Origin of the sequence: Shewanella sp. Actino-trap-3 (assembly GCF_002836275.1) — a bacterium.
GTDB lineage: Bacteria > Pseudomonadota > Gammaproteobacteria > Enterobacterales > Shewanellaceae > Shewanella > Shewanella psychromarinicola.
Genome location: NZ_PJCE01000001.1, coordinates 2997981 through 3023326, shown reverse-complemented (window position 1 = coordinate 3023326; position 25346 = coordinate 2997981). Strand labels below are relative to the sequence as shown.

Annotated in this window: 13 protein-coding genes, 4 tRNA genes and 4 rRNA genes; 19 read left to right on the top strand and 2 right to left on the bottom strand. The window is 44.7% G+C overall.

What is annotated here, in order from left to right; translation table 11 throughout:
* The first annotated feature begins 12 nt into the window (after positions 1-12).
* The 8 genes from murD to lpxC all read left to right on the top strand — a co-directional run bounded on the left by murD (position 13) and on the right by lpxC (position 9555).
* Positions 13-1335: a UDP-N-acetylmuramoyl-L-alanine--D-glutamate ligase gene (gene murD, locus CXF80_RS12935; RefSeq protein WP_101033248.1), complete on the top strand. Its 1323-nt coding sequence runs from the start codon at positions 13-15 to the stop codon at positions 1333-1335.
* Positions 1325-2539, top strand: coding sequence for a cell division protein FtsW (ftsW, locus tag CXF80_RS12930; RefSeq protein WP_101033247.1), 1215 nt, complete (start codon positions 1325-1327; stop codon positions 2537-2539). Before murD ends, ftsW begins: the two co-directional genes overlap by 11 nt.
* Positions 2539-3642, top strand: a complete 1104-nt coding sequence (gene murG, locus CXF80_RS12925) for an undecaprenyldiphospho-muramoylpentapeptide beta-N-acetylglucosaminyltransferase (RefSeq protein ID WP_101033246.1) — start codon at positions 2539-2541, stop codon at positions 3640-3642. The genes ftsW and murG overlap by 1 nt, the downstream gene beginning before the upstream one ends.
* 1 nt (position 3643) lies before the next feature.
* Positions 3644-5101: a UDP-N-acetylmuramate--L-alanine ligase gene (gene murC / locus CXF80_RS12920; RefSeq protein ID WP_101033245.1), complete on the top strand. Its 1458-nt coding sequence runs from the start codon at positions 3644-3646 to the stop codon at positions 5099-5101.
* Positions 5102-5222: 121 nt separating this feature from the next.
* Positions 5223-5993, top strand: a complete 771-nt coding sequence (locus CXF80_RS12915) for a cell division protein FtsQ/DivIB (protein ID WP_101033244.1) — start codon at positions 5223-5225, stop codon at positions 5991-5993.
* Complete coding sequence (gene ftsA / locus CXF80_RS12910) at positions 5990-7225, top strand: cell division protein FtsA (protein WP_011639211.1); 1236 nt, start codon at positions 5990-5992, stop codon at positions 7223-7225. The genes CXF80_RS12915 and ftsA overlap by 4 nt, the downstream gene beginning before the upstream one ends.
* A 26-nt stretch (positions 7226-7251) precedes the next feature.
* Entirely contained in the window at positions 7252-8424 is a 1173-nt protein-coding gene (gene ftsZ / locus CXF80_RS12905) for a cell division protein FtsZ (protein WP_101033243.1), read from the top strand.
* A 210-nt stretch (positions 8425-8634) separates the two neighbouring features.
* Positions 8635-9555, top strand: a complete 921-nt coding sequence (gene lpxC / locus CXF80_RS12900; RefSeq protein WP_101033242.1) for a UDP-3-O-acyl-N-acetylglucosamine deacetylase — start codon at positions 8635-8637, stop codon at positions 9553-9555.
* 4 nt (positions 9556-9559) lie between these two features.
* Here lpxC and CXF80_RS12895 read toward each other — a convergent pair whose 3' ends face one another.
* Positions 9560-10012, bottom strand: coding sequence for a DUF721 domain-containing protein (locus tag CXF80_RS12895; protein ID WP_101033241.1), 453 nt, complete (start codon positions 10010-10012; stop codon positions 9560-9562).
* 27 nt (positions 10013-10039) lie between these two features.
* On the opposite strand from CXF80_RS12895, the gene CXF80_RS12890 reads away from it, so the two are divergent.
* The 11 genes from CXF80_RS12890 to CXF80_RS12835 all read left to right on the top strand — a co-directional run bounded on the left by CXF80_RS12890 (position 10040) and on the right by CXF80_RS12835 (position 22127).
* Positions 10040-10939: a M23 family metallopeptidase gene (locus tag CXF80_RS12890; protein ID WP_101034769.1), complete on the top strand. Its 900-nt coding sequence runs from the start codon at positions 10040-10042 to the stop codon at positions 10937-10939.
* Between the two features lie 58 nt (positions 10940-10997).
* The gene (gene secA, locus CXF80_RS12885; protein ID WP_101033240.1) at positions 10998-13718 is read left to right on the top strand and encodes a preprotein translocase subunit SecA; all 2721 of its coding nucleotides are present in this window, start codon (positions 10998-11000) and stop codon (positions 13716-13718) included.
* 623 nt (positions 13719-14341) lie between these two features.
* Positions 14342-15884, top strand: a 16S ribosomal RNA gene (locus tag CXF80_RS12875).
* A gap of 89 nt (positions 15885-15973) precedes the next feature.
* Positions 15974-16050: transfer RNA gene (locus tag CXF80_RS12870), tRNA-Ile, on the top strand.
* 145 nt (positions 16051-16195) lie between these two features.
* Positions 16196-16271 (top strand) — tRNA-Ala (locus CXF80_RS12865).
* Between the two features lie 352 nt (positions 16272-16623).
* Positions 16624-19527: ribosomal RNA gene (locus CXF80_RS12860) — 23S ribosomal RNA — on the top strand.
* 192 nt (positions 19528-19719) lie between these two features.
* Positions 19720-19835, top strand: a 5S ribosomal RNA gene (gene rrf, locus CXF80_RS12855).
* A gap of 31 nt (positions 19836-19866) precedes the next feature.
* Positions 19867-19942 (top strand) — tRNA-Thr (locus tag CXF80_RS12850).
* Positions 19943-19978: 36 nt separating this feature from the next.
* Positions 19979-20094 (top strand): 5S ribosomal RNA (gene rrf, locus CXF80_RS12845).
* The 16S, 23S and 5S rRNA genes sit together here with 4 tRNA genes alongside, the layout of an rRNA operon.
* 103 nt (positions 20095-20197) lie before the next feature.
* Positions 20198-20274: transfer RNA gene (locus CXF80_RS12840), tRNA-Asp, on the top strand.
* A 578-nt stretch (positions 20275-20852) separates the two neighbouring features.
* On the top strand, positions 20853-22127 hold the full coding sequence (locus CXF80_RS12835) for a CinA family nicotinamide mononucleotide deamidase-related protein (protein WP_101033238.1): 1275 nt from the start codon (positions 20853-20855) through the stop codon (positions 22125-22127).
* 56 nt (positions 22128-22183) lie between these two features.
* On the opposite strand, the gene CXF80_RS12830 is transcribed toward CXF80_RS12835, so the two are convergent.
* Entirely contained in the window at positions 22184-25246 is a 3063-nt protein-coding gene (locus tag CXF80_RS12830; protein WP_332871106.1) for a DUF2339 domain-containing protein, read from the bottom strand.
* Positions 25247-25346 lie beyond the last annotated feature (100 nt).

Genomic DNA, 25346 nt, shown 5'->3' with positions numbered 1-25346 from the left:
AAGGTCAGTATTATGCACACTCAATACACGCACATTGTTTTAGGCTTAGGGGCTACAGGGCTCTCGGTCGTGCGTTTTTTAGCGACTAAAGGCATTAAACCTTTAGTGATGGACAGCCGTCGTCATCCGCCTGGTGCTGAGACGTTGGCACAAGAGTTTGCCGATATTGAATTATTAGCCGGTGGGTTTGATTGTCGCTATTTAGTTCAGGCCAGCCAAATTATTATCAGTCCAGGTGTACCGGTTGATACGCCTGAAGTGCGTGCTGCATTGGATATGGGCATTGAAGTGATCGGTGATGTTGAGCTATTTGCGCGCCACATTGCAGACAAAAAACCGTGTGTTGTCGGCATCACCGGATCAAACGGTAAATCTACGGTCACCACATTAGTATACGAAATGCTGCTCGCTGCCGGTAAGTCTGTTGCGATTGGCGGCAATATTGGCACACCCGCATTGGATCTATTAGCTCAAGATGCTGAAATTTATGTGCTTGAGTTGTCGAGTTTCCAATTGGAAACGACTTATTCGTTAAATTGTATTGCGGCAACGTGCCTTAATATTAGCGAAGACCATATGGATCGTTACAGCGATTTGAATTCATATCGCGAAGCCAAATTACGTTTATACCCGCAAAGTCGTTTTGTGATGTACAACCGTGACGATCAGCTGACTTATCCTTTTGAGCCGATGAATCAAAATAATTTTGGTTTAGACGTGCCAGAGGGTGATGCATGGGGATTAAGTGATGGCAAAATTTTTCATGGTGACAGTGAGATTATTAATTTAATTGATGTGACCTTAATTGGTAGTCACAACCATGCAAACTTAGTCGCAGCAATGGCATTAGCCGATGCTTGTGATGTGGGTAAAGCGGCCATGATTAAAGTGGCCAAAAACTTTGTCGGCTTAAGCCATCGTTGTGAGCTGATTGCGGTTAAACAAGGTGTGTCGTACATCAATGACTCCAAAGCCACTAATGTCGGCGCAACAGTTGCCGCACTTGAGGGGCTTAATTCACACTTAGGCGATTTGTACTTGATCGCAGGGGGCGCGGGCAAAGGAAGCGACTTTCGTCCACTGACAAAACCGCTGAGTAATATTACTCAATTGATTACCTTGGGGCGAGATGGCCCCAAGATAGCCAAATTAAAAAAAGGCACTCTTCAGGTGGCAACAATGGCCGATGCTGTCGCCAAAGCCGCTGAATTAGCGTCGTCGGGAGACATAGTACTATTGTCTCCCGCGTGTGCCAGTTTAGATATGTATAAGAACTTTATGGCCCGCGGTGATGATTTTAGGCAGTGCGTGGAGTTGTTAGCCAATGGCGAATAACGAGCCGCAACTGAGCTTGTTTAAACGAGGTCTTAATTGGTCTTTACCCTCGTTATTATCGGATGAGCATGCTCCTGATATGCTGCTGTACGACCGAAGTTTTGTAGTCGCGATTGTCGGCTTGATATGTTTTGGCTTTGTAATGGTAATGTCCGCTTCGATGCCTGAAGCGACCAAACTGACTGGCGATCCATTTTATTTTATGTACCGCCATGTGCTTTATCTTGTGGGCTGCGTGATTATTTCGTATGTGGTACTTAAGTTCGAAGTCAGTTATTGGGAAAAAAATAGCGGCATGTTGATGCTCGCCGTGTTGGTCTTATTGATAGCAGTGCTGTTTATCGGCACATCGGTTAACGGTGCGCGTCGTTGGTTGTCTATCGGTCCGATTAGGATCCAAGTAGCCGAAATAGCCAAGTTTGTATTTATTGTTTACATGGCGGGTTACTTGGTGCGACGCCATGGTGAGCTTCGTGAAAACCGTAAAGGCTTTTATAAACCGATTGGGGTTTACGGTCTGTTCGCCGTGTTGATTTTATTACAACCCGACCTTGGCACCGTGGTGGTGCTATTTGTGTGTACGGTAAGCTTGCTGTTTTTAGCTGGTGCCCGCATTACTGACTTTATGGTGTTGGTTTTACTTGGCGTAGCAACATTCGTATTATTGGTGCTATTTGAGCCTTATCGTATGCGACGAGTGACCTCATTTATGGACCCGTGGGAAGATCCATTTGGCAGTGGTTATCAATTAACACAATCATTAATGGCTTATGGCCGCGGTGATTGGTTTGGTCAGGGATTGGGTAACAGTATTCAGAAGTTAGCGTATTTACCCGAAGCCCATACTGATTTCATCTTTGCGGTGATTGGTGAAGAACTGGGGTTTATAGGTATTATTATTGTGTTATCCACATTATTTTTTATTGCTATTCGTGCGATTAGATTAGGTAATTTATGTTTGAAAATGCAGCGACCATTTGAAAGTTATGTCGCCTATGGTGTGGGTATTTGGATATGTTTTCAGACTGTAGTGAATGTGGGAGCCAGTATTGGTATGTTACCAACCAAAGGGCTTACCCTACCGTTTATTAGCTATGGTGGCAGTAGTTTGTGGATTATGACCGCTGCTGTGATGTTGCTTGTTAGGATAGATCATGAACGTCGAGTTAGTTTGGTGCAAGCAGTACAAGGGAGAACGAGTTAATGAACAGTAATATTAGTAGCTCTCCTAAGATATTGATTATGGCTGGCGGCACTGGCGGCCATGTTTTCCCAGCTCTTGCGGTGGCTAAGTACTTAGCCGACAAAGGATGGCAAATTCGCTGGTTGGGTACTGCTGAGCGGATGGAAGCTCGCCTTGTTCCGCAACATGGATTTGATATTGAGTTTATTGATATTAAAGGCGTGCGTGGTAATGGACTTATTCGCAAATTAGCGGCACCGTTTAAAATTATTCGTTCAATCATTCAAGCCAAAGCCGTGATTGATGATTTCCAGCCCGACGTGATTTTAGGCATGGGCGGTTTTGCCAGTGGCCCTGGTGGCGTGGCAGGGAGATTATCAGGTATTCCTTTAGTATTGCATGAGCAAAATGCGATTCCAGGATTAACCAATAAATTGTTATCTAAGATTGCCAAAAAGGTATTGTGTGCATTCCCAAATACCTTTGCCAGCCACGTGGCTAATGTGGAGGTTGTGGGCAATCCAATTCGCCAAGAATTGATAGAGTTAGGCGGACAAATTAAAGCGTCACAAGCTGATGCGTTAAGAGTACTCGTTGTGGGTGGCAGTTTAGGCGCCAAAGTATTGAATGATGTCATGCCAGCAGTGGTTGCTCATTTAAGCAAGTACCATTCACTGACAGTTTGGCACCAAGTGGGTAAAAATAACCTCGCCACTGTGAAAGCGAGCTATCAACAACTCGGACAATCAGACAGTGTAAATGTTGCTGAATTTATTGATGATATGGAAGCGGCTTATCGTTGGGCCGATGTAGTGGTGTGCCGTTCAGGCGCTCTTACAGTATCAGAACTTGCTGCAGTGGGCTTACCGAGTATTTTAGTTCCGTATCCCCATGCGGTTGATGATCATCAAACCGTTAATGCATCAGTGCTTGTTGATGCAGGTGCAGGTTTTTTATTACCTCAAACCATTTTAAATGCAGATAATCTTGCAGAGAAATTGCAGTTATTTGCTAAAAATAGACAAGAACTGGTCCAAATGGGTCACAAAGCAAGAGGCGTGGCAGTATTAGATGCGACTCAACGAGTAGCAGATATTTGTGCCTCATTTGCGATAAAGGGTTGAAATGACAAAGACAGAAAGATACGCACAGCTTCGTAGCATGATCCCTGAAATGAGGCGGATCAAGCGCATTCATTTTGTTGGCATCGGTGGTGCTGGCATGGGGGGTATTGCGGAAGTACTTTTGAACGAAGGTTATCAAGTCAGTGGTTCGGATATCGCCATCAATAGAGTCACTGAACGTTTGGCGAGTTTAGGCGCAAAAATCATTATTGGCCATCAGGCCCAAAGTGTTGAACAGGTTGATGTGGTTGTCGTTTCGACTGCCATTAACCAGCAAAACCCTGAGATTATTGCTGCTAAAGAGTTACGCGTTCCGATCGTACGCCGTGCAGAGATGCTGGCCGAGTTAATGCGTTATCGTCATGGTGTTGCGATTGCTGGCACCCATGGTAAAACCACGACAACCAGTCTAATCGCCAGTGTCTATGGTCAAGCTGGACGAGATCCAACATTTGTGATTGGTGGTTTGCTCAATAGTGCAGGTACTAATGCACGTTTAGGCACAAGTCGTTATCTCATTGCCGAAGCAGATGAAAGCGATGCAAGCTTTTTACATTTGCAGCCAATGGTGAGTGTGATCACCAATATCGAAGCCGATCACATGGATACCTATGGTGGTGATTTTGAAAAGTTGAAAAATACTTTTGTCGATTTTTTGCATAATTTACCCTTTTACGGTGTGGCAGTTATGTGCATTGACGATGAGGTTATTGGTGAAATTATGCCGAGAATAGGTCGTAAAATTGTCACTTATGGTTTTAGCGAAGAGGCTGATGTTCAGGCGATTAATTTTGCCCAGAATGGCTATCAATCAAGTTTTACCGTTAAGCGCCATGGTAAAGAGAATGTCGATTTTGTGGTTAATTTACCTGGAGAGCATAACGTACTTAATGCATTAGCCGCGATTGCTGTCGCCAGTGAAGATGACATTGATGATAGTGCGATTGTAGAAGCACTTGCAAAATTTGAAGGCATAGGCCGTCGTTTTCAGCATGTAGGTGAATTCGATACGCCTAATGGCAGTGTGATGCTCGTAGACGACTACGGCCATCATCCAAGTGAAGTATTAGCAACGATTAAAGCGGCGCGAGCTGGTTGGCCAGATAAACGCTTAGTGATGGCATATCAACCGCATCGTTACAGCCGCACCCGTGACCTATATGAAGATTTTGTTGACGTATTATCACAAGTAGATTGTTTATTATTATTAGATGTTTATGCAGCAGGTGAAGCGCCAATACCGGGTGCCGATGGACGGTCATTGTGCCGTTCAATTCGACTACGTGGCCAATTAGACCCTATTTTTATCGCCAGCCCAGATCAACTTGCGGCAGTATTATCTGATGTATTGCAACATGGAGATTTATTTCTGACTCAAGGCGCAGGTAATATTGGTAGCTTATCGAAAGAATTAGCCCAGAATAATCTGGGTTGTAAAGTGCCTGCAGAAGGTCAATAAAGTGATTGATTTCTCACCCATTATTGAGTGTGAAAATCGGGCTTTAATCCTTCTAAATTGGTCTATATAATGGCCGATCTTTTGCGGCTAATGTCGGAACAACGTCAGAGGCGGATTTAAGGTGTCGTGGAGCGATAAAGGCCGCCAACTAAAACATAAACTGGCTCGTGTTAATTGGTATTTTTGCACTGGTGTAGTGTTTTTATGCAGTGTGCTTGGCACCGTAGTGTGGGGCGGTGTGCAACTACACGATCTGTTAAATGATGCAGATACACTGCCAATTGAAGCGGTTGCTATTAAAGGCGAGCGAATTTATACCACCGATGACGAAATTAAAAACGCATTGCAGTCATTAATGCAAAGTAGTTTTTTTAACGCCGATATCGTGGATGTACAAAAAGCATTAGAGGCTTTGCCTTGGGTTTATCATGCATCAGTGAGACGAGAATGGCCGGCAAAGTTTAAGGTCACCTTGCAAGAGCAACAAGCTGTAGCGCATTGGAATGAAGTGTCGTGGCTCAATATTAACGGTGAGATATTTGATGCGCTAGCGCATCCCGAACATGATGCTCTACCCAAGTTATCTGGCCCAGAAGGGACGGAAATAGAAGTCTTGACCAGTTATCAGCAGTTAGATGATTTATTGACAATAAACGAGTTTAAGTTGGCTAGTTTACGCTTAAGCCCACGCCATGCCTGGCATGCCGTACTAGCAAATGGAATTGAAATTGAGCTTGGGCGGGAAGATAAAATGTCACGGATACAACGTTTTATTAATGTGTATCCTACTTTGAAGCAAAGTAATAAACCCGTTGCGACCGTTGATTTACGTTACGATACCGGTTTCGCCGTAGGTTGGGATGATTCAAAACAGAGAGTCGACAATAAATGACCAAAAATCAGGAAAGAAACCTCATCGTGGGGTTAGATATAGGGACATCCAAGGTCGCAGTGATCATTGGCGAAGTATTACCTGATGGTGAGATTAGTGTCATTGGTTTAGGTAATCATCCTTCTCGTGGCATGGATAAAGGCGGTGTAAATGATCTCGACTCAATTGTACGTAGTGTACAACGAGCGTTAGATCAAGCTGAGTTAATGGCGGATTGCCAGGTGTCATCGGTGTACTTAAGTATTTCGGGTAAACATATTGCCTGCCAAAATGAAAACGGCATGGTGTCGATTAACGACGAAGAAGTGACTCAAGAAGACGTTGATAATGTCATCCATACTGCGCGCTCGGTTAAGATCCCGACAGAACGTCGTATCTTGCATGTACTACCGCAAGAATATTCTATCGATGTTCAAGACGGGATTAAGAGCCCAATTGGAATGTCGGGCATGCGTATGGAAGCCAAAGCTCACATTGTGACGTGTGCCAATGACATGGCAAAGAACATTACTAAAAGTGTTGAACGTTGTGGCTTAAAAGTGGATGACCTCGTGTTTTCGGGTATTGCCTCAGCGGATTCAGTACTCACAAATGATGAGAAAGATTTAGGTGTCTGCATTGTCGATATTGGTGGTGGAACGACCGATATTGCTGTATATACCAACGGCGCATTACGTCATTGTGCGGTGATCCCTGTCGCGGGTAATCAAGTCACCAGTGACATCGCCAAGATATTCAGAACACCGTTAACCCATGCAGAACAAATTAAAGTGCAGTTTGCTAGTGCCAGAAGTTCAACGGTAAGTCGTGAAGACAGTATTGAAGTGCCATCGGTGGGTGGTCGTCCTTCACGCAGCATGTCACGACATACTCTGGCAGAAGTGGTAGAGCCAAGATACCAAGAGCTGTTTGAGCTTGTTCTCAAGCAGTTACAAGATAGCGGTTTAGAAGATCAAATTGCAGCAGGGATTGTGCTTACTGGGGGAACGTCCTCGATATCGGGTGCCGTTGAAATTGCTGAAGCAACCTTTGGCATGCCAGTTCGTGTCGCATCACCGCTACCAGTAAAAGGATTATACGAATATGTGGATCAACCTATTTATTCGACAGGAATAGGGTTGCTTCATTATGGAGCAAGGCGAGTTATCGAACGTCAGTTCGAACGACCTGAGCGACAAGGGGTTACCAGCTTTTTGAATCGGGTCAAAAGTTGGTTTAAAGGTGAATTTTAATAACGCAGACAATCGGAGATCAGACAATGTTTGAGATCATGGATACACATTCAGACGAAGCGGTGATTAAAGTCATCGGCGTCGGTGGCGGCGGCGGAAATGCTGTCGAACATATGGTAAAGCACAGCATCGAAGGTGTTGAATTTATCGTCACAAATACAGATGCACAAGCACTGCGTAAATCAAGTGCGGGTTCAACTATTCAGCTTGGTCGCGACGTGACCAAAGGGCTCGGTGCGGGTGCAAACCCAGATGTCGGTCGTCAAGCCGCTGAAGAAGACCGTGAGAATATTCGTGCGGCGATTAAAGGATCTGATATGATCTTTATCGCAGCCGGTATGGGTGGTGGTACCGGTACTGGTGCTGCTCCAGTCGTGGCAGAAATTGCTCGCGAAGAAGGTATTTTAACGGTTGCAGTAGTGACTAAGCCTTTCCCATTCGAAGGGAAAAAGCGTATGGCCTACGCTGAACTTGGTATTGCAGAATTAGCAAAACATGTTGACTCTTTAATTACGATTCCAAACGAAAAGTTATTAAAAGTACTTGGCCGTGGCACATCACTACTTGATGCCTTTGCTGCTGCTAACAACGTATTACTTGGTGCCGTTCAAGGCATTGCAGAGCTAATTACTCGCCCAGGTCTTATCAACGTCGATTTCGCCGATGTGAAAACCGTTATGTCTGAAATGGGTAATGCCATGATGGGTACCGGTGTCGCTCGTGGTGATGATCGCGCTGAAGAAGCTGCAGAAGCAGCTGTTGCCAGCCCATTACTTGAAGATATCGATTTAGCAGGTGCTCGCGGTGTGTTAGTGAACATTACCGCCGGTATGGATATCACCATTGAAGAGCTTGAAACTGTGGGTAATCACGTTAAAGCCTATGCATCTGAGAATGCAACTGTTGTTGTGGGTGCTGTTATTGATCCAGAAATGAGTGATGAATTGCGAGTAACCGTTGTTGCGACAGGTATTGGTGCAGAGAAAAAGCCAGACATTCAATTAGTGTCTAAGCCTGTTGCTCGTCCAGAGCCCGTTGTAATGGAGCCTCGTCCAGAACCTGTTGATGAAGTTGTATCACAACAAAGTTATGCTGCGTCAAAAGGTAATGCTGTTCCACAGACACAGACACAACCAGTACCGCGCACAGATGCTGACTATCTTGATATTCCAGCATTCTTGCGTAAACAAGCTGATTAGTACACGGATAAAACGCTATGTTTTTGCGTGACTAATGAGCGCGATGTGCTGACAAGGGTTATTTTGTAAACAGGTTTATAATTTGCTATGTGTTTGGCGTTTTTTTTGTGAAAAGCCAAATTTATGGTAAGATGTTGTACCAGTTATGCATGATAGCCTGAGGCTATAATTGCAACTATTTGTTTAATATTGATATTTATGGGCTTCTGAATGATTTTTCAAAGAACTGTTCAAAAAATGGTGAAGAGCACTGGTGTCGGATTACATTCTGGCAACAAAGTGACTCTGTGCATTAAGCCTGCACCTGTGAATACCGGGATTGTGCTAAAGCGTACCGATCTTAGCCCAGCTGTGTCTATACCAGCAAAGGCCAATATGGTTCGTGAAACAACAATGTGTACAGCCCTGGTAAACGATGACGGTATAAGAATATCAACTATTGAGCATTTGTTTGCTGCACTTGCTGGCTTAGGCATCGATAATGCTATTATCGAAGTTGACGCTCCAGAAATCCCGATTATGGATGGCAGTGCAAGTCCATTTGTGTTCTTACTGCAAAGTGCAGGTATTAAAGAACAGGCAGCCGCGAAGAAATATCTAAAAATCACCAAACCTGTGCGTGTTGAAGATGGCGATAAATGGGCCGAGTTAAAACCTTTCAAAGGGTTTAGAGTTGATTTTGAAATTGACTTTGCTCACCCAGAAATTGCTCGCAGTCAGCAACACATGGTGATGGACTTTTCGACATCAGCGTTCGTGAAAGACATTAGTCGTGCCAGAACATTTGGTTTTATGCGAGATATTGAATATCTACGTGCGAATAATCTTGCACTGGGTGGCAGCATGGAAAATGCCGTTGTACTTGACGAATATCGTGTATTAAACCCTGATGGTCTGCGTTATGAAGACGAATTCGTTAAGCATAAAATTCTCGATGCATTTGGTGACTTATATGTTGCTGGCCATGCCATTGTCGGTGAGTTTTCGGCTTATAAAACTGGTCATGCGTTAAACAACCAACTTGTCCGTGCATTACTTGCTCAGCAAGATGCATGGGAATTAGTGAGCTTTGACAAAGAGGCTGATGTACCTGTCAGTTTCATGGTTCCAGGTGCGTTAACACTCGCTTAACTGGTTAAGATTGCCTATTACGGCTGGCTAATGCAGCCAGCCGTTTTAGTTTTTCACCTAAAGAACCATCGATATGTTCTGCTAATGCTTCAATATGTTTTGCAGCAGTGGTGCTGATCATATTTTGATTAGGTTGAGATTGTGGTTTTGCTAAGGCAAGTCCAGGATTGACTTTCACCTCAATACCGGTAAGCATCGGAAGCGTATCAGTTTGAAGCTGTTTTAATAGCTTCTGCTTTTGAAAGTTTATTCTAGCAGCCCATGCTGCTGATGTAGTTTCAATAACAAGAACACCCTGGCGGAGATTGGCGACTTTGAGCTGCTCGGCCACAGGACCATTTAACGTCTGTTTTACATAACGATTCAGATTATTAAGTAGTTCTGCTTTCTCGGCCAGTTCAGGCAGTCTCCCAGACAGATGAACTAAATTACTGAGATCTTGAGGGGGCTTTTTCATATGATAATTAGATGGCTGAATGAAGCTATGAGTGTAACAGTTTTTATCCAAGGTCGAAATGGTGTAACGCGCTGGCAACCTAGCAAGCGTTGGTTACTCCTACCTATTATTCTAATGGCCACAGGCACAGGAATATATCAATATAGCACTGAGCGTTTTGCTAACCAACAAGCGAAAGTTGATGAAAATAAACAACTGCGCCAACAGCAAAAGCAACAAGTGGTAGAACTCAAAACTGCAACAGAAACCCAGCTGACAACTTTGGTTGTTCATGTGGCCAAGATGCAAGCCAAAATCACCCGTCTTGAAGCCCTGGGGCAACAAGTAGCGCAAAATAACCTCCTTGATGATCAATTTGATTTCTCTACAGAAGTTGGTATCGGCGGTTTAAGCGAAATAGGCAATGGTGTCGAATTAAGTCAGCTTATCGATGAAATGAATGAGCTGGCATCTAGAATTGATAATAATAACGTTCAGCTATCACTACTTGAAACAGTAGCATCTAATCTCCATATAGATGAAGAGCGTTTTATATCAGGGCGGCCAATCGATAAAGGTTGGTTATCTTCGTCCTATGGTTTACGAAATGACCCTTTTAATGGCCGACGAACAATGCATAAAGGTATTGATTTCGCCGGTAAAGAAGGGACAGATGTTACTGCGACTGCTGCAGGCGTAGTAACATGGTCAGGAAGGATGTCTGGCTATGGTGAGTTAGTCGAAATTGATCATGGAAATGGTCTTCGCACTCGGTATGGACATAATAAATCTCTGTCAGTAAACGTAGGTGACGTCGTTGCCAAAGGCGATAAAATTGCCAGTATGGGAAGCACAGGCCGTTCAACCGGCCCCCATGTGCATTACGAAGTGCTGCGCGGTAAACAACAAATAGATCCACAGAAATACGTCTACCGCAAAGCAAGTTAATAATATTAACGGTTAATGCGCTCAAATGAGCCAAACCTACAACAGATAAGTGATTAAGATGTTAGGCAAACTACTGACAAAAGTATTCGGAAGTCGCAACGACCGCACCCTGAAAAGTCTTGGAAAAATTGTTAATCAAATTAATGCATTAGAATCTGATTACGAAAAACTTTCTGATGAAGAACTTAAAGCTAAAACTGAAGAGTTCCGTACCCGTCTAGAAAATGGTGAAACGTTAGATAATATCATGGCAGAGGCTTTTGCTGTTGTACGTGAAGCATCAAAGCGTGTGTTTGAAATGCGTCCCTTTGATGTTCAATTACTCGGTGGCATGGTATTAGACAGCAATCGTATTGCTGAAATGCGAACCGGTGAAGGTAAAACCCTGACGGCAACCCTGCCAGCCTACCTTAATGGAATAACGGGCAAAGGTGTTCACATCATTACTGTGAACGACTACTTAGCAACGCGTGATGCTGAAAATAACCGCCCACTGTTTGAGTTTTTAGGCTTAAGTGTTGGGATTAACATTTCTGGTATAGGCCAATTTGAAAAGAAAGAATCCTATGCTGCCGATATCACCTACGGCACCAATAATGAATTTGGTTTTGACTACCTTCGTGACAATATGGCGTTTTCTCCCCAAGAACGTGTTCAGCGACCATTGCACTATGCCCTTATTGATGAAGTCGATTCAATTTTAATTGATGAAGCCCGTACACCGTTGATTATTTCTGGTGCGGCCGAAGACAGTTCTGAGCTATACGCTAAAATCAATTTATTAATCCCAAGTTTAATCCGTCAAGACAAAGAAGATACCGAAGACTATGTTGGCGAAGGTGATTACACAATTGATGAAAAGGGTAAGCAGGTTTATTTAACTGAACGTGGGCAAGAAAAAGTTGAGCTACTCTTAATTGAGAAAGGCATGTTAGCAGAAGGTGATTCACTCTATTCTGCGTCGAATATCTCTTTGTTGCACCATGCTCATGCCGCACTTCGCGCACATACCTTGTTTGAAAAAGATATCGATTATATTGTCAAAGATGATGAAGTCATTATCGTCGATGAACATACAGGTCGTACTATGCCTGGACGTCGTTGGTCTGAAGGCTTACATCAAGCTGTCGAAGCCAAAGAAGGCGCTAAAATCCAGAATGAAAACCAAACTCTGGCTTCTATTACTTTCCAAAACTACTTTAGACAGTATGACAAACTTGCCGGTATGACAGGTACTGCAGACACTGAAGCATTTGAATTTCAACATATCTATGGTTTAGATACAGTTGTTGTACCGACCAATCAGCCTATGGTGCGTAACGATATGCCTGATCTGGTCTATCTCACCGCGCCAGAGAAATATGCAGCTATTGTTAAAGACATTGAAGCTTGTCGTGAACGTGGTCAGCCAGTGCTTGTTGGTACCGTATCAATTGAACAATCTGAAGTTTTAGCATCATTACTAAAAGAAGCAAAAATTCCACACAGTGTATTGAATGCCAAATTCCACGAGAAAGAGGCAGAGATTATTGCTCAAGCCGGGCGTATTGGCGCAGTAACCATTGCAACAAACATGGCTGGCCGTGGTACGGATATTGTTCTGGGTGGTAACTGGAAAGTTGAAATTGAAGAATTAGTAAATCCAACGGCTGAACAGATTGCTAAGGTTCGTTCAGACTGGAACATTCAGCATGGTAAAGTACTCGAAGCTGGCGGTTTACATATTCTTGGTACAGAACGTCATGAATCACGTCGTATCGATAATCAGCTACGTGGCCGTTCAGGTCGTCAAGGTGATGCCGGTTCTTCACGCTTTTACTTGTCGATGGATGACAGCTTAATGCGTATCTTCGCCTCAGATCGTGTTTCAGGCATGATGAAAAAACTAGGGATGGAAGAAGGTGAAGCGATTGAACATCCTTGGGTATCGCGTGCTATCGAAAATGCCCAGCGTAAAGTAGAAGCGCGTAACTTCGATATTCGTAAGCAACTACTGGAATATGATGATGTTGCTAACGATCAGCGTCAAGTCGTCTATTCACAGCGTAATGAGTTAATGGATGCTGAAAGCATTCAAGAAACGATTCAGAATATCGAACAAGATGTGATCAGCGCTATTATCGATCAATATATCCCACCACGTTCACTCGAAGAGCTCTGGGATGTGCCTGGGCTTGAGCAACGCCTCAGTAATGAGTTTGGTCTAGCGTTAACGATACAAGAATGGTTAGATAAAGATGATAATCTGCATGAAGAAACCTTACGCGAACGTATCGTGACATCATGGACTGATTTATATAAAGCTAAAGAAGAAATGGTCGGTGCACAGGTATTACGTCAATTTGAAAAATCGGTAATGCTACAAACACTCGATGGACTCTGGAAAGAACACTTAGCTGCTATGGATCATTTGCGTCAAGGTATTCATTTACGTGGCTATGCACAGAAAAATCCAAAGCAAGAATATAAGCGTGAATCTTTTGAGTTATTCCAACAAATGCTTGAATCATTGAAAAATGATGTGATAAGTGTTCTATCTAAGGTCCAAGTGCAAGCTCAGTCCGATGTAGACGAAATGGAACAGCGTCGCCGTGACGAAGAAGCAAAGATCGAACTGGCTTATCAACACGCATCAGCTGAAGCATTAGGCAATGAAGATGCACAACAAGCAAAAGCGCCTAAAACGGTGATCCGTGAAGGTGAGAAGATAGGCCGTAACGATCCATGCCCATGTGGTTCAGGCCAAAAGTACAAACAATGTCACGGTAAACTCAGTTAATTATCAGTTCATCATTGATATTAGATAAAAAAGGTAGCGATTATTCGCTACCTTTTTTGTTTCTGTCATCTTAAAACTCTCTGATAAATTAACCAATTGTGGATAACTTTGGGGGTAAATAGTGGGTATCTTGTAGTTAAGTGGTGAAATGAATAAAAGATCATAAAAAGGTCATTTTTTTACACAAAAGCGCTTGCACTAAATCTCAAGCTGCCTATAATGCGCATCCACTGACACGGCATACAGCGAAAGCAAAAACCGGTTAGCGTTATTAACAACTACTTAGTAGTGTTGATAACAGGCAAAAAGAAGTTTGAAAAAACACTTGACGCCATAAAGGGAATGCGTAGAATACGCACCCCTGACCTACTGAAACGGTCAACGCTCTTTAACAATTTATCAAGTAATCTGTGTGGACATTCACAGGTATTGAGTTATTCGAAATTGTCTTCTGTTCTTCGGAATGTTGGCAATCAAAAAATTTCAACTCAATGCAACGATGAGTGTTCATAGTAATATGTACAAACATTATTTAGATTCTTCCGAGTCTAATTAATGAAATCAGAATTCATTGAGCCGAAAGCATCGTTCTTACTTGTAAGAGTGGGGTTTTCAAAAAACTTTAATTGAAGAGTTTGATCATGGCTCAGATTGAACGCTGGCGGCAGGCCTAACACATGCAAGTCGAGCGGTAACACAAGGGAGCTTGCTCCTGAGGTGACGAGCGGCGGACGGGTGAGTAATGCCTAGGGATCTGCCCAGTCGAGGGGGATAACAGTTGGAAACGACTGCTAATACCGCATACGCCCTACGGGGGAAAGGAGGGGACCTTCGGGCCTTCCGCGACAGGATGAACCTAGGTGGGATTAGCTAGTTGGTGAGGTAATGGCTCACCAAGGCGACGATCCCTAGCTGTTCTGAGAGGATGATCAGCCACACTGGGACTGAGACACGGCCCAGACTCCTACGGGAGGCAGCAGTGGGGAATATTGCACAATGGGGGAAACCCTGATGCAGCCATGCCGCGTGTGTGAAGAAGGCCTTCGGGTTGTAAAGCACTTTCAGTAGGGAGGAAAGGTAGCGTGTTAATAGCCCGTTACTGTGACGTTACCTACAGAAGAAGGACCGGCTAACTCCGTGCCAGCAGCCGCGGTAATACGGAGGGTCCGAGCGTTAATCGGAATTACTGGGCGTAAAGCGTGCGCAGGCGGTTTGTTAAGCCAGATGTGAAATCCCCGGGCTCAACCTGGGAATTGCATTTGGAACTGGCGAACTAGAGTCTTGTAGAGGGGGGTAGAATTCCAGGTGTAGCGGTGAAATGCGTAGATATCTGGAGGAATACCGGTGGCGAAGGCGGCCCCCTGGACAAAGACTGACGCTCATGCACGAAAGCGTGGGGAGCAAACAGGATTAGATACCCTGGTAGTCCACGCCGTAAACGATGTCTACTCGGAGTTTGGTGACTTAGTCACTGGGCTCCCAAGCTAACGCATTAAGTAGACCGCCTGGGGAGTACGGCCGCAAGGTTAAAACTCAAATGAATTGACGGGGGCCCGCACAAGCGGTGGAGCATGTGGTTTAATTCGATGCAACGCGAAGAACCTTACCTACTCTTGACATCCACAGAAGAGACCAGAGATGGACTTGTGCCTTCGGGAACTGTGAGACAGGTGCTGCATGGCTGTCGTCAGCTCGTGTTGTGAAATGTTGGGTTAAGTCCCGCAACGAGCGCAACCCCTATCCTTATTTGCCAGCGCGTAATGGCGGGAACTCTAGGGAGACTGCCGGTGATAAACCGGAGGAAGGTGGGGACGACGTCAAGTCATCATGGCCCTTACGAGTAGGGCTACACACGTGCTACAATGGCAAGTACAGAGGGTTGCAAAGCCGCGAGGTGGAGCTAATCTCACAAAGCTTGTCGTAGTCCGGATCGGAGTCTGCAACTCGACTCCGTGAAGTCGGAATCGCTAGTAATCGTGGATCAGAATGCCACGGTGAATACGTTCCCGGGCCTTGTACACACCGCCCGTCACACCATGGGAGTGGGCTGCAAAAGAAGTGGGTAGTTTAACCTTCGGGAGAACGCTCACCACTTTGTGGTTCATGACTGGGGTGAAGTCGTAACAAGGTAGCCCTAGGGGAACCTGGGGCTGGATCACCTCCTTACCTATACGACTAACTCAATACCTAAAAGTGCAGCGATGCATGTGAGTGTTCACACAGATTACTTGATAGAAAGAAAGAGAAATTACGTTGGGTCTGTAGCTCAGCTGGTTAGAGCGCACCCCTGATAAGGGTGAGGTCGGTGGTTCAAGTCCACTCTGACCCACCAATCTTTCCTACTCTGCGTTGGATGATAACTCGTTTAGTATACTAAACGTCGCTATCAACCGCCTTGATTAGAAACGATTGGCAAGCCAATTTTTTTGGTAAGACCTTCATTGAAGGTAAACGTAAAATCTCAACTGCATGTAAATGGGGCTATAGCTCAGCTGGGAGAGCGCCTGCCTTGCACGCAGGAGGTCTGCGGTTCGATCCCGCATAGCTCCACCATTTACACTTATCATGATGATAAGCATATGCATAGGTTAGAGATGCCAAAGATAAATGAAACTTTATCTTTGGCTTTTTTAAGCCCGCTCTTTAACAATTTGGAAAGCTGATAGTACTAACTAAAGGCGCATGAATAATGATTCGTTGTTATTGGTGTGATTACGTTAGTGCGAAAAATAATACTGATGCGAAAGCATTAGTATCTTGAGTTCTCAAAACACTGTTTAAGTGTCTTGAATATTCTAAAAAACTAAGGCGAGTCCACTTCCTACCCGGAGGTGAGACAAGTAAAAACCAGCTGGTCATGATATGACTCAGAGGTTCACGCAAGTGAAACTCATTTGGGTTGTATGGTTAAGTGACCAAGCGTATACGGTGGATGCCTTGGCAGTCAGAGGCGATGAAGGACGTAATAACTTGCGAAAAGCGTTGGCGAGCTAGTAATAAGCATTTGAGCTAACGATATCCGAATGGGGAAACCCGGCCACATAAGTGGTCATCATAACGTGAATACATAGCGTTATGAGGCGAACCTGGGGAACTGAAACATCTAAGTACCCAGAGGAAAAGAAATCAACCGAGATTCCCCTAGTAGCGGCGAGCGAACGGGGATTAGCCCTTAAGTCTATGGGGTGTTAGTGGAATGTGTTGGAAAGCACAGCGGCACAGGGTGATAGCCCCGTACATGAAAACTAACCGTAGATGAAAACGAGTAAGGCGGGACACGTGACATCCTGTTTGAATATGGGGGGACCATCCTCCAAGGCTAAATACTCCTGACTGACCGATAGTGAACCAGTACCGTGAGGGAAAGGCGAAAAGAACCCCTGTGAGGGGAGTGAAATAGAACCTGAAACCGTGTACGTACAAGCAGTGGGAGCGGTTCTTGAGACCGTGACTGCGTACCTTTTGTATAATGGGTCAGCGACTTACATTTTGTAGCGAGGTTAAGCGAATAGCGGAGCCGTAGGGAAACCGAGTGTTAACTGCGCGTTTAGTTGCAAGGTGTAGACCCGAAACCGAGTGATCTAGCCATGGGCAGGTTGAAGGTTGAGTAACATCAACTGGAGGACCGAACCGACTTATGTTGAAAAATGAGCGGATGACTTGTGGCTGGGGGTGAAAGGCCAATCAAACTCGGAGATATCTGGTTCTCCTCGAAAGCTATTTAGGTAGCGCCTCGAGCGAATACCATTGGGGGTAGAGCACTGTTAAGGCTAGGGGGTCATCCCGACTTACCAACCCTTTGCAAACTCCGAATACCAATGAGTACTACTCGGGAGACAGACAGCGGGTGCTAACGTCCGTTGTCAAAAGGGAAACAACCCAGACCGTCAGCTAAGGTCCCAAAGTGTATGTTAAGTGGGAAACGATGTGGGAAGGCTCAGACAGCTAGGATGTTGGCTTAGAAGCAGCCATCATTTAAAGAAAGCGTAATAGCTCACTAGTCGAGTCGGCCTGCGCGGAAGATTTAACGGGGCTAAACATACCACCGAAGCTACGGGTGCATTTCATTAGAATTGCGCGGTAGAGGAGCGTTCTGTAAGCGGTTGAAGGTGAAGGGGTAACCCACACTGGACGTATCAGAAGTGCGAATGCTGACATGAGTAACGATAAAGGGAGTGAAAAACTCCCTCGCCGAAAGACCAAGGGTTCCTGTCCAACGTTAATCGGGGCAGGGTGAGTCGACCCCTAAGGTGAGGCCGAAAGGCGTAATCGATGGGAAACAGATTAATATTTCTGTACCTTCACTAACTGCGATGGAGAGACGGAGAAGGCTAGGCTAGCGCGGCGTTGGTAGTCCGCGTTTAAGGTGGTAGGTTGTATTCTTAGGCAAATCCGGGGATACGCATTTAATTGCAAGACTGAGGACTGATGACGAGTCACTAAGGTGATGAAGTAGTTGATGCCATACTTCCAGGAAAATCTTCTAAGCTTCAGGTTAGTGGGGATCGTACCCCAAACCGACACAGGTGGTCGGGTAGAGAATACCAAGGCGCTTGAGAGAACTCGGCTGAAGGAACTAGGCAAAATGGTACCGTAACTTCGGGAGAAGGTACGCTGCCGACGGTGATAGGACTTGCTCCTTAAGCTGTTGGCAGTCGCAGATACCAGGTGGCTGCAACTGTTTATCAAAAACACAGTACTGTGCAAAATCGCAAGATGACGTATACGGTATGACGCCTGCCCGGTGCCGGAAGGTTAATTGATTGGGTTATCTTCGGAGAAGCTCATGATCGAAGCCCCGGTAAACGGCGGCCGTAACTATAACGGTCCTAAGGTAGCGAAATTCCTTGTCGGGTAAGTTCCGACCTGCACGAATGGCGTAATGATGGCCACGCTGTCTCCAGCCGAGACTCAGTGAAGTTGAAATTGCGGTGAAGATGCCGTATACCCGCGGCTAGACGGAAAGACCCCGTGAACCTTTACTATAGCTTGGCACTGAACATTGAACCTACATGTGTAGGATAGGTGGGAGACTTTGAAGCTTGGACGCTAGTCTGAGTGGAGTCAATCTTGAAATACCACCCTTGTAGTTTTGATGTTCTAACCGCGGCCCCTAATCGGGGTTCGGGACAGTGCCTGGTGGGTAGTTTGACTGGGGCGGTCTCCTCCCAAAGAGTAACGGAGGAGCACGAAGGTTGGCTAAGTACGGTCGGACATCGTACGGTTAGTGCAATGGCATAAGCCAGCTTAACTGCGAGACATACACGTCGAGCAGGTACGAAAGTAGGTCATAGTGATCCGGTGGTTCTGAATGGAAGGGCCATCGCTCAACGGATAAAAGGTACTCCGGGGATAACAGGCTGATACCGCCCAAGAGTTCATATCGACGGCGGTGTTTGGCACCTCGATGTCGGCTCATCACATCCTGGGGCTGAAGTCGGTCCCAAGGGTATGGCTGTTCGCCATTTAAAGTGGTACGCGAGCTGGGTTCAGAACGTCGTGAGACAGTTCGGTCCCTATCTGCCGTGGGCGTTGGATGATTGAAGGGAGCTGCTCCTAGTACGAGAGGACCGGAGTGGACGAACCGCTGGTGTTCGGGTTGTCATGCCAATGGCATTGCCCGGTAGCTACGTTCGGGATCGATAACCGCTGAAAGCATCTAAGCGGGAAGCGAGCCCTAAGATGAGTCATCCCTAGAGCTTTAAGCTCTCTAAAGGGCCGTAGGAGACTACTACGTTGATAGGCAAGGTGTGTAAGCGTTGTGAGGCGTTGAGCTAACTTGTACTAATGACCCGTGAGGCTTAACCATACAACCCAGATGGGTTTTACTGAAAATGTTCCCGACATTTTCTAGCACTTCCTCCTTCCATGGAGGTCGTACTGACAGGGAGCATAACCTTAGTGTTAGAATAGAGCGCTTAAGTAGTGTTTTGTAGACTCAAAAAAATCAGCTTTCCGAATTATTATTTACGGCCTTAAAGGCGGTAGATATACAAATTTGTCTGGAAACCATAGCATTGTGGCACCACCTGATCCCATTCCGAACTCAGAAGTGAAACGCAATCGCGCCGATGGTAGTTTGGGGTCTCCCCATGCGAGAGTAGGTCATTTCCAGGCGCCTAATAAGCTCGAAGTAGTAGCTAGTTTTGCTGATATGGCTCAGTTGGTAGAGCGCATCCTTGGTAAGGATGAGGTCCCCAGTTCGATTCTGGGTATCAGCACCAAGAATAATCTAGTGTAATGTCCTAGAAAACAGTTTGTCTGGAAACCATAGCATTGTGGCACCACCTGATCCCATTCCGAACTCAGAAGTGAAACGCAATCGCGCCGATGGTAGTTTGGGGTCTCCCCATGCGAGAGTAGGTCATTTCCAGGCGCCTAATTTACTCGAAAGAGTAGCTTGAAAAAGCAAGTCTCCTTGTGCTGACACACTAGCGACTTAAAAAGCATTTAGCATCGTGCGTAAGCAATTTGCTAAAGGAGTGGTAGTTCAGTTGGTTAGAATACCGGCCTGTCACGCCGGGGGTCGCGGGTTCGAGTCCCGTCCACTCCGCCAATTACATCTAAGCCTCGTCATATGACGAGGCTTTTTTGTATCTGAAATTTGGTGAAATACCAGTCATAGCGATCATTATCGATCATCTATAGTCTCGACGACATTTTGCCTGCGTGAACTTCGCTGTTCAATTGAGCCAACAATATTTCCTCGATTATTGGACATTCACTCCCATCATTGACGACTTTAGCGGCTGATCACACTAAAACTGCCTGTCTGGTGCGCCGAAAGCATACGGGGTTATTCTCATTACTATCAGCTCCCACTTTGCCTCGTACAACGGATCCTCAACATATAAAAATACTAACCTTGTAGACCAATAATATCTATAGATTGCAATATTATCATTCACTTAGGGGGTTGTAAGTCACAACAGAATCTACTTTTTTGTCTCTATTCGCTCAATTTGCTCTAGAGTATTTGTGTGATCTCATTTAATTATTTTGAGCAATTTCTGTTGAATTGTTGTAATTCATTCATCTACTTATTATCTAATTTTCTATAATTCGGTCTATTTTCTTGCCATTCACATATTGGTCACCTAAGTTAGTGCCAATTGGATGTGATAAGGAATAATGATGAAGTTAGAAATGATTTGCACAGGCGAAGAAGTGTTATCAGGCCAGATAGTAGATACCAATGCTGCTTGGGTTGCTAATACCATGATGGAGATGGGTATTGAAATGCAGCACAGAGTGACAGTTGGCGATCGTTTAGCTGATCTTGTTGCCGTATTCCAAGAGCGTAGCAAGCATGCTGATGTGATCATTGTTAATGGTGGTTTGGGGCCTACCAGCGACGATATGTCAGCATTAGCGATGGCTAAGGCTAAGGGCGAAGATCTTGTCGAGAATGTGCAATGGCGTGAACATTTAGAAGACTGGTTTACCCGTAATAATCGAGTGATGGCCAAAAGCAATTTAAAGCAAGCTTGGTTACCGGCCTCGGCGATTATGGTCGATAACCCCGTTGGCACTGCTTGCGGCTTTAGGGTTAAATTGAATAATGCGTGGTTATTCTTTACCCCAGGTGTGCCATTTGAGCTAAAACACATGATTACTGAGCAGTTTATTCCCTTTATCACCAAAGAGTATGGGGTCGCTGATAAATCGGCTCTAGAAAAGTTACTTACGATTGGTCATGGTGAGTCATCATTGGCAGACACTTTATCGGAACTCTCATTACCCGCGGGTATCGAGTTAGGGTATCGTTCTTCAATGCCACACATTGAAATTAAGATATTTGCCCGTGGTGAGAAGGCTATGCGCTATTTGGATGATGTCACTAAACAAGTTAAAACTCTGTTAGGTAGTGCCGTTGTTGCGGAGAATCGTCCTACATTAGCAGCCGAAATTCATCATCGTTTATATCAGTCAGGCTTGAGCTTAAGTGTGGCAGAGTCTTGTACTGGCGGAATGATCACCAGTCAGTTGATTGACTTTGCTGGCAGTTCTTCTTATTTACACCATGGATTAGTGACTTACAGTAATGAGTCTAAAGTGAAGGTATTGGGTGTTAATCCACAGATACTAGACGATCATGGTGCGGTTTCCATTCCTACTGTTGAAGCTATGGCGCAAGGTGTAAGAGGTATTTTAGACAGTGACTTTGCTTTAGCCACTAGCGGTATTGCTGGTCCTGAGGGGGGCTCTGATGACAAACCTGTAGGGACTGTTGCAATAGCGCTTGCGACAAAGCATGGCGTGTATAGCCAAATGGTGAAATTACCAAAGCGTTCTCGTCAGCTTGTTCGTAGTATGAGTACCGCGATTGCTTACGATATGCTTCGCCGCGCGTTACTCGAAGAAGCTGTAATAGTCGATTATCCTGCTATAACTCGTTTCGCTAAATAGTCGCATAACAAGTTTGCTTACCCGTAAACAAAGGGTAGGCAAGCTTGATTTAATGACTAGGGTTCAACTTCGTTCAACGGTTGGCTGTTTTTAGCTTTTTGATAAAAGTAAGCGACTGTCAGTAAAATAACCCCAATCAGAATAAAGGCGACGATTTTTTGAATGAGTTCAAAGGACGCCATATCGACAAATATCACCTTTATACAAGCCAAAGCGAATAGCAGTGCAGCGAGCCTGACTAGGCTTGCTTGCTTAGGTCGTAAGCTTATAAACATCACCACACAGGCATGCACAACCAGCAGCACAGCACTCATTGGCGCAGCAATACTCAGGTCGAATTGATAACTCCATAATAGGTAACTTATCACCAATAAAGCATGCCAAGCCCACTTAAGCGCGATATAAGAGATAATTTTTCTGTGTGCCCTAATGCCTAATCTGGCTGTTAGTAAATATCGACCTAATAAAACGAGCACTCCAAACTCTGCTAAATTAGTCAGCAAACTATCAATGTTTAACGTTAACTGTGCTTCACTGTGAAACACGATAGGTAAAATGGCACAGATAAAGATTGCAGAGTACGCCAAGCTATAACTCGGCGCTAAGGCTTGCTTTAAACGTTGACCGACACGATTGCTTCTTTCGGTAATAATGCAGAAATAACCACACACTATTAATGCGGTAATTGCCCATGAAGGATGCAGTAAGTTAGTTAACGTTTGGCTTAATACTGCCATCACCAAGGCGATGTAATACGGGCCAAGGTGCCATTGTAGGGTGGTAATTTGCTGCCATTTTGTGGGGAATTGCAAATAGCGTAAAGTAATAAATCCAAGAAAGAGTAAACCTAAAACTAATGCAACAAGCCCTTGCCATTGCTCTGCCAGACACATAGCGGCGGTGATCATGGTTGCCATTACTGTGAGTATTTGCGCTTCATAACGAAGACTTTTGTGGTTAACAAAATACGCTAAACCAACACTCACAATACAACTGAACCACAAATAAATAGCAATGTAATAAGGGTAGTTACGAACTATTTTGGGTAATAACAGTAACGGTAAGGCTAAGTAACAAGCTAACTGAACATAGTAAGCAAAGCGGATTAACTTGGCAGCAGCATAGTATTTTTGGTACCAATAATAAGCCAGTAATAATCCCACAAACAGTTCGATACGGGCTAACTTGGCATTCAGGGCTTGGTCTGAAAAGCTAAGGCTATTGGCGTCCAGCATGGCAAAAATGATTAAACCTAATAAAGGCAGTTGCCATAGCCAGGCTAATACTTCACTAAAACGTAAGGTGTGCTTAGCGCTCATGTATAAAAGTAATAAACCAATAAATGGCAATGTATTGAGCCAATATTCATCAGTGATAAAAAAGCTGATGAGTAGTAACGTGACCGAATAAAGTACCCCAAGTAACTCATGAATAAATCGCACCGCAATGTGTTCGAATTTCACTAAGTCAGCTTTATGTCGAGATAGTAGTTTTTGCGCTAAATAGGTCATCGCGCAGGTCAGGATCATCAATAGAGTCAGTAGACCCTGATAACCCAATATGCCTTCATCATTGTAATGAGATTGAGCTAGCACATCGAAAACATGAATAAAGCTGCTGATTATACCTACCATTAGTAATACATAAGCTTCTGCTCGAATGGGGCTAAACAGATGTTTGCAGCCAATCCACAATAACAATAAACCTTCTAGCAGTAATACTAAGCCTATCAGTTCAGCGCTGAGTAAAAATAGAGCCGCAAAGCCTGCAAAACTCCCCGCAAAGGCTAAAGAAAGGGCGCCAATATCCTTGTGGCGTTTAATCACCCAATACAATAGTGCACAAAGGAAAGCATTAAGTGCAAAAAGCTCTCCGGCAAAAACGCTCCATTCTGTCAGGGTATAAAGGGTAAACACCAATAAGGCGATAGGTACGGCTAGCAGCCTTGGCGTCAACGCCGATTTTATGATAAATAACAAACTGCCAATGCTATAGAGATAAAACAAGCCATTGATCATCAGCAATGCTAAGCCGGTTTGCCAATCGATTATTGAAAACGGTAATGGAATAAATAAACTGAGTATTTGGATACAGGCAATATGAAGCAGTGCGGTTACTTCAATTAACATCGGCCAGGCTAACTTATGGCTTTGTACCATAGAGCAGATACCGATAAGCATTAAGTAAGGTAAATATAATAACGGTGTTTGGCCGCCATCAAGTAGCATCAGCGGCGCCAGCGAACCGCCAAGCAAGGCGACAATTGCGACCACTTTGGTGTCGAGTTTTAATGATAAGCCATAACCCAATATCGTATTAAGCAATAACAAGCTAAAGCAGGCTATATCAGTAATAAGATTAAAATACGGCCCAAGAAAATACAGACACATATAGTTGAGAATAAGTCCTAGGCCAACAAGCCCAGAGCCAAAGTCCTGCATGCCAGGACGTTTCTGACGAATGAATACGCCGCCAGCGATAATGCTATTGGCGACACCTAGGCCCAGTAAGGCCTTACCTAACTCAGAAAACCAATTATTAATTGAAAACTGCAGTAAATAGCCAAAGCCTAATGTAAGCGTGATAATGCCGGCAACGGTCATTAAAAAGACTGGGCCTAATCCTTTAGTTTGGTAATGTTGGTAGAATTCTTTTGCTTGTTCGGTTAACCCAGATAAGGGTGAAAACGCCGAAGTACTCAACTCGCCGATGGCTTCAGCTAATTGAGCGACCATTGCACTTAAGGCGCTTTGTCTGGCTGGTGACTTTGTTACTACCGAAGTTTGTTGTGCTGATATGGATGATGTTGACGCTGAATGACTTGTGTCTAACGATTGGCGCTCCCAAGCAGCAGACGAGTATTGAGGTGTATCGGCAACGATACTGCCGCTCGAATCGTTTGGTCGACTCTTATGCACAGGGGCATGTATGTTTTCATCAGACAACGCTATCGGTTGTTCATTATTATTTTGCGCCTGCACTTGCAGGGCTAATGCATCAAGTTGTTGGCTAAACTGATCGAGTTGTCGAGTTAAGTCAGCTTGTTGAGCGCCTTGCTGTGAAGACAGCTCCGCCAGCTGTGCTTTTAGTTTTGCTACGTCATCCATTAACGGCATCATTTATCCCATGATTATTATGCACTCCAATATTGCCAAGTTATTGTACGTGGTTCTGATTGATTAGGAAATGCACAGGTTTCTGATACTTGAGATGTTCAGC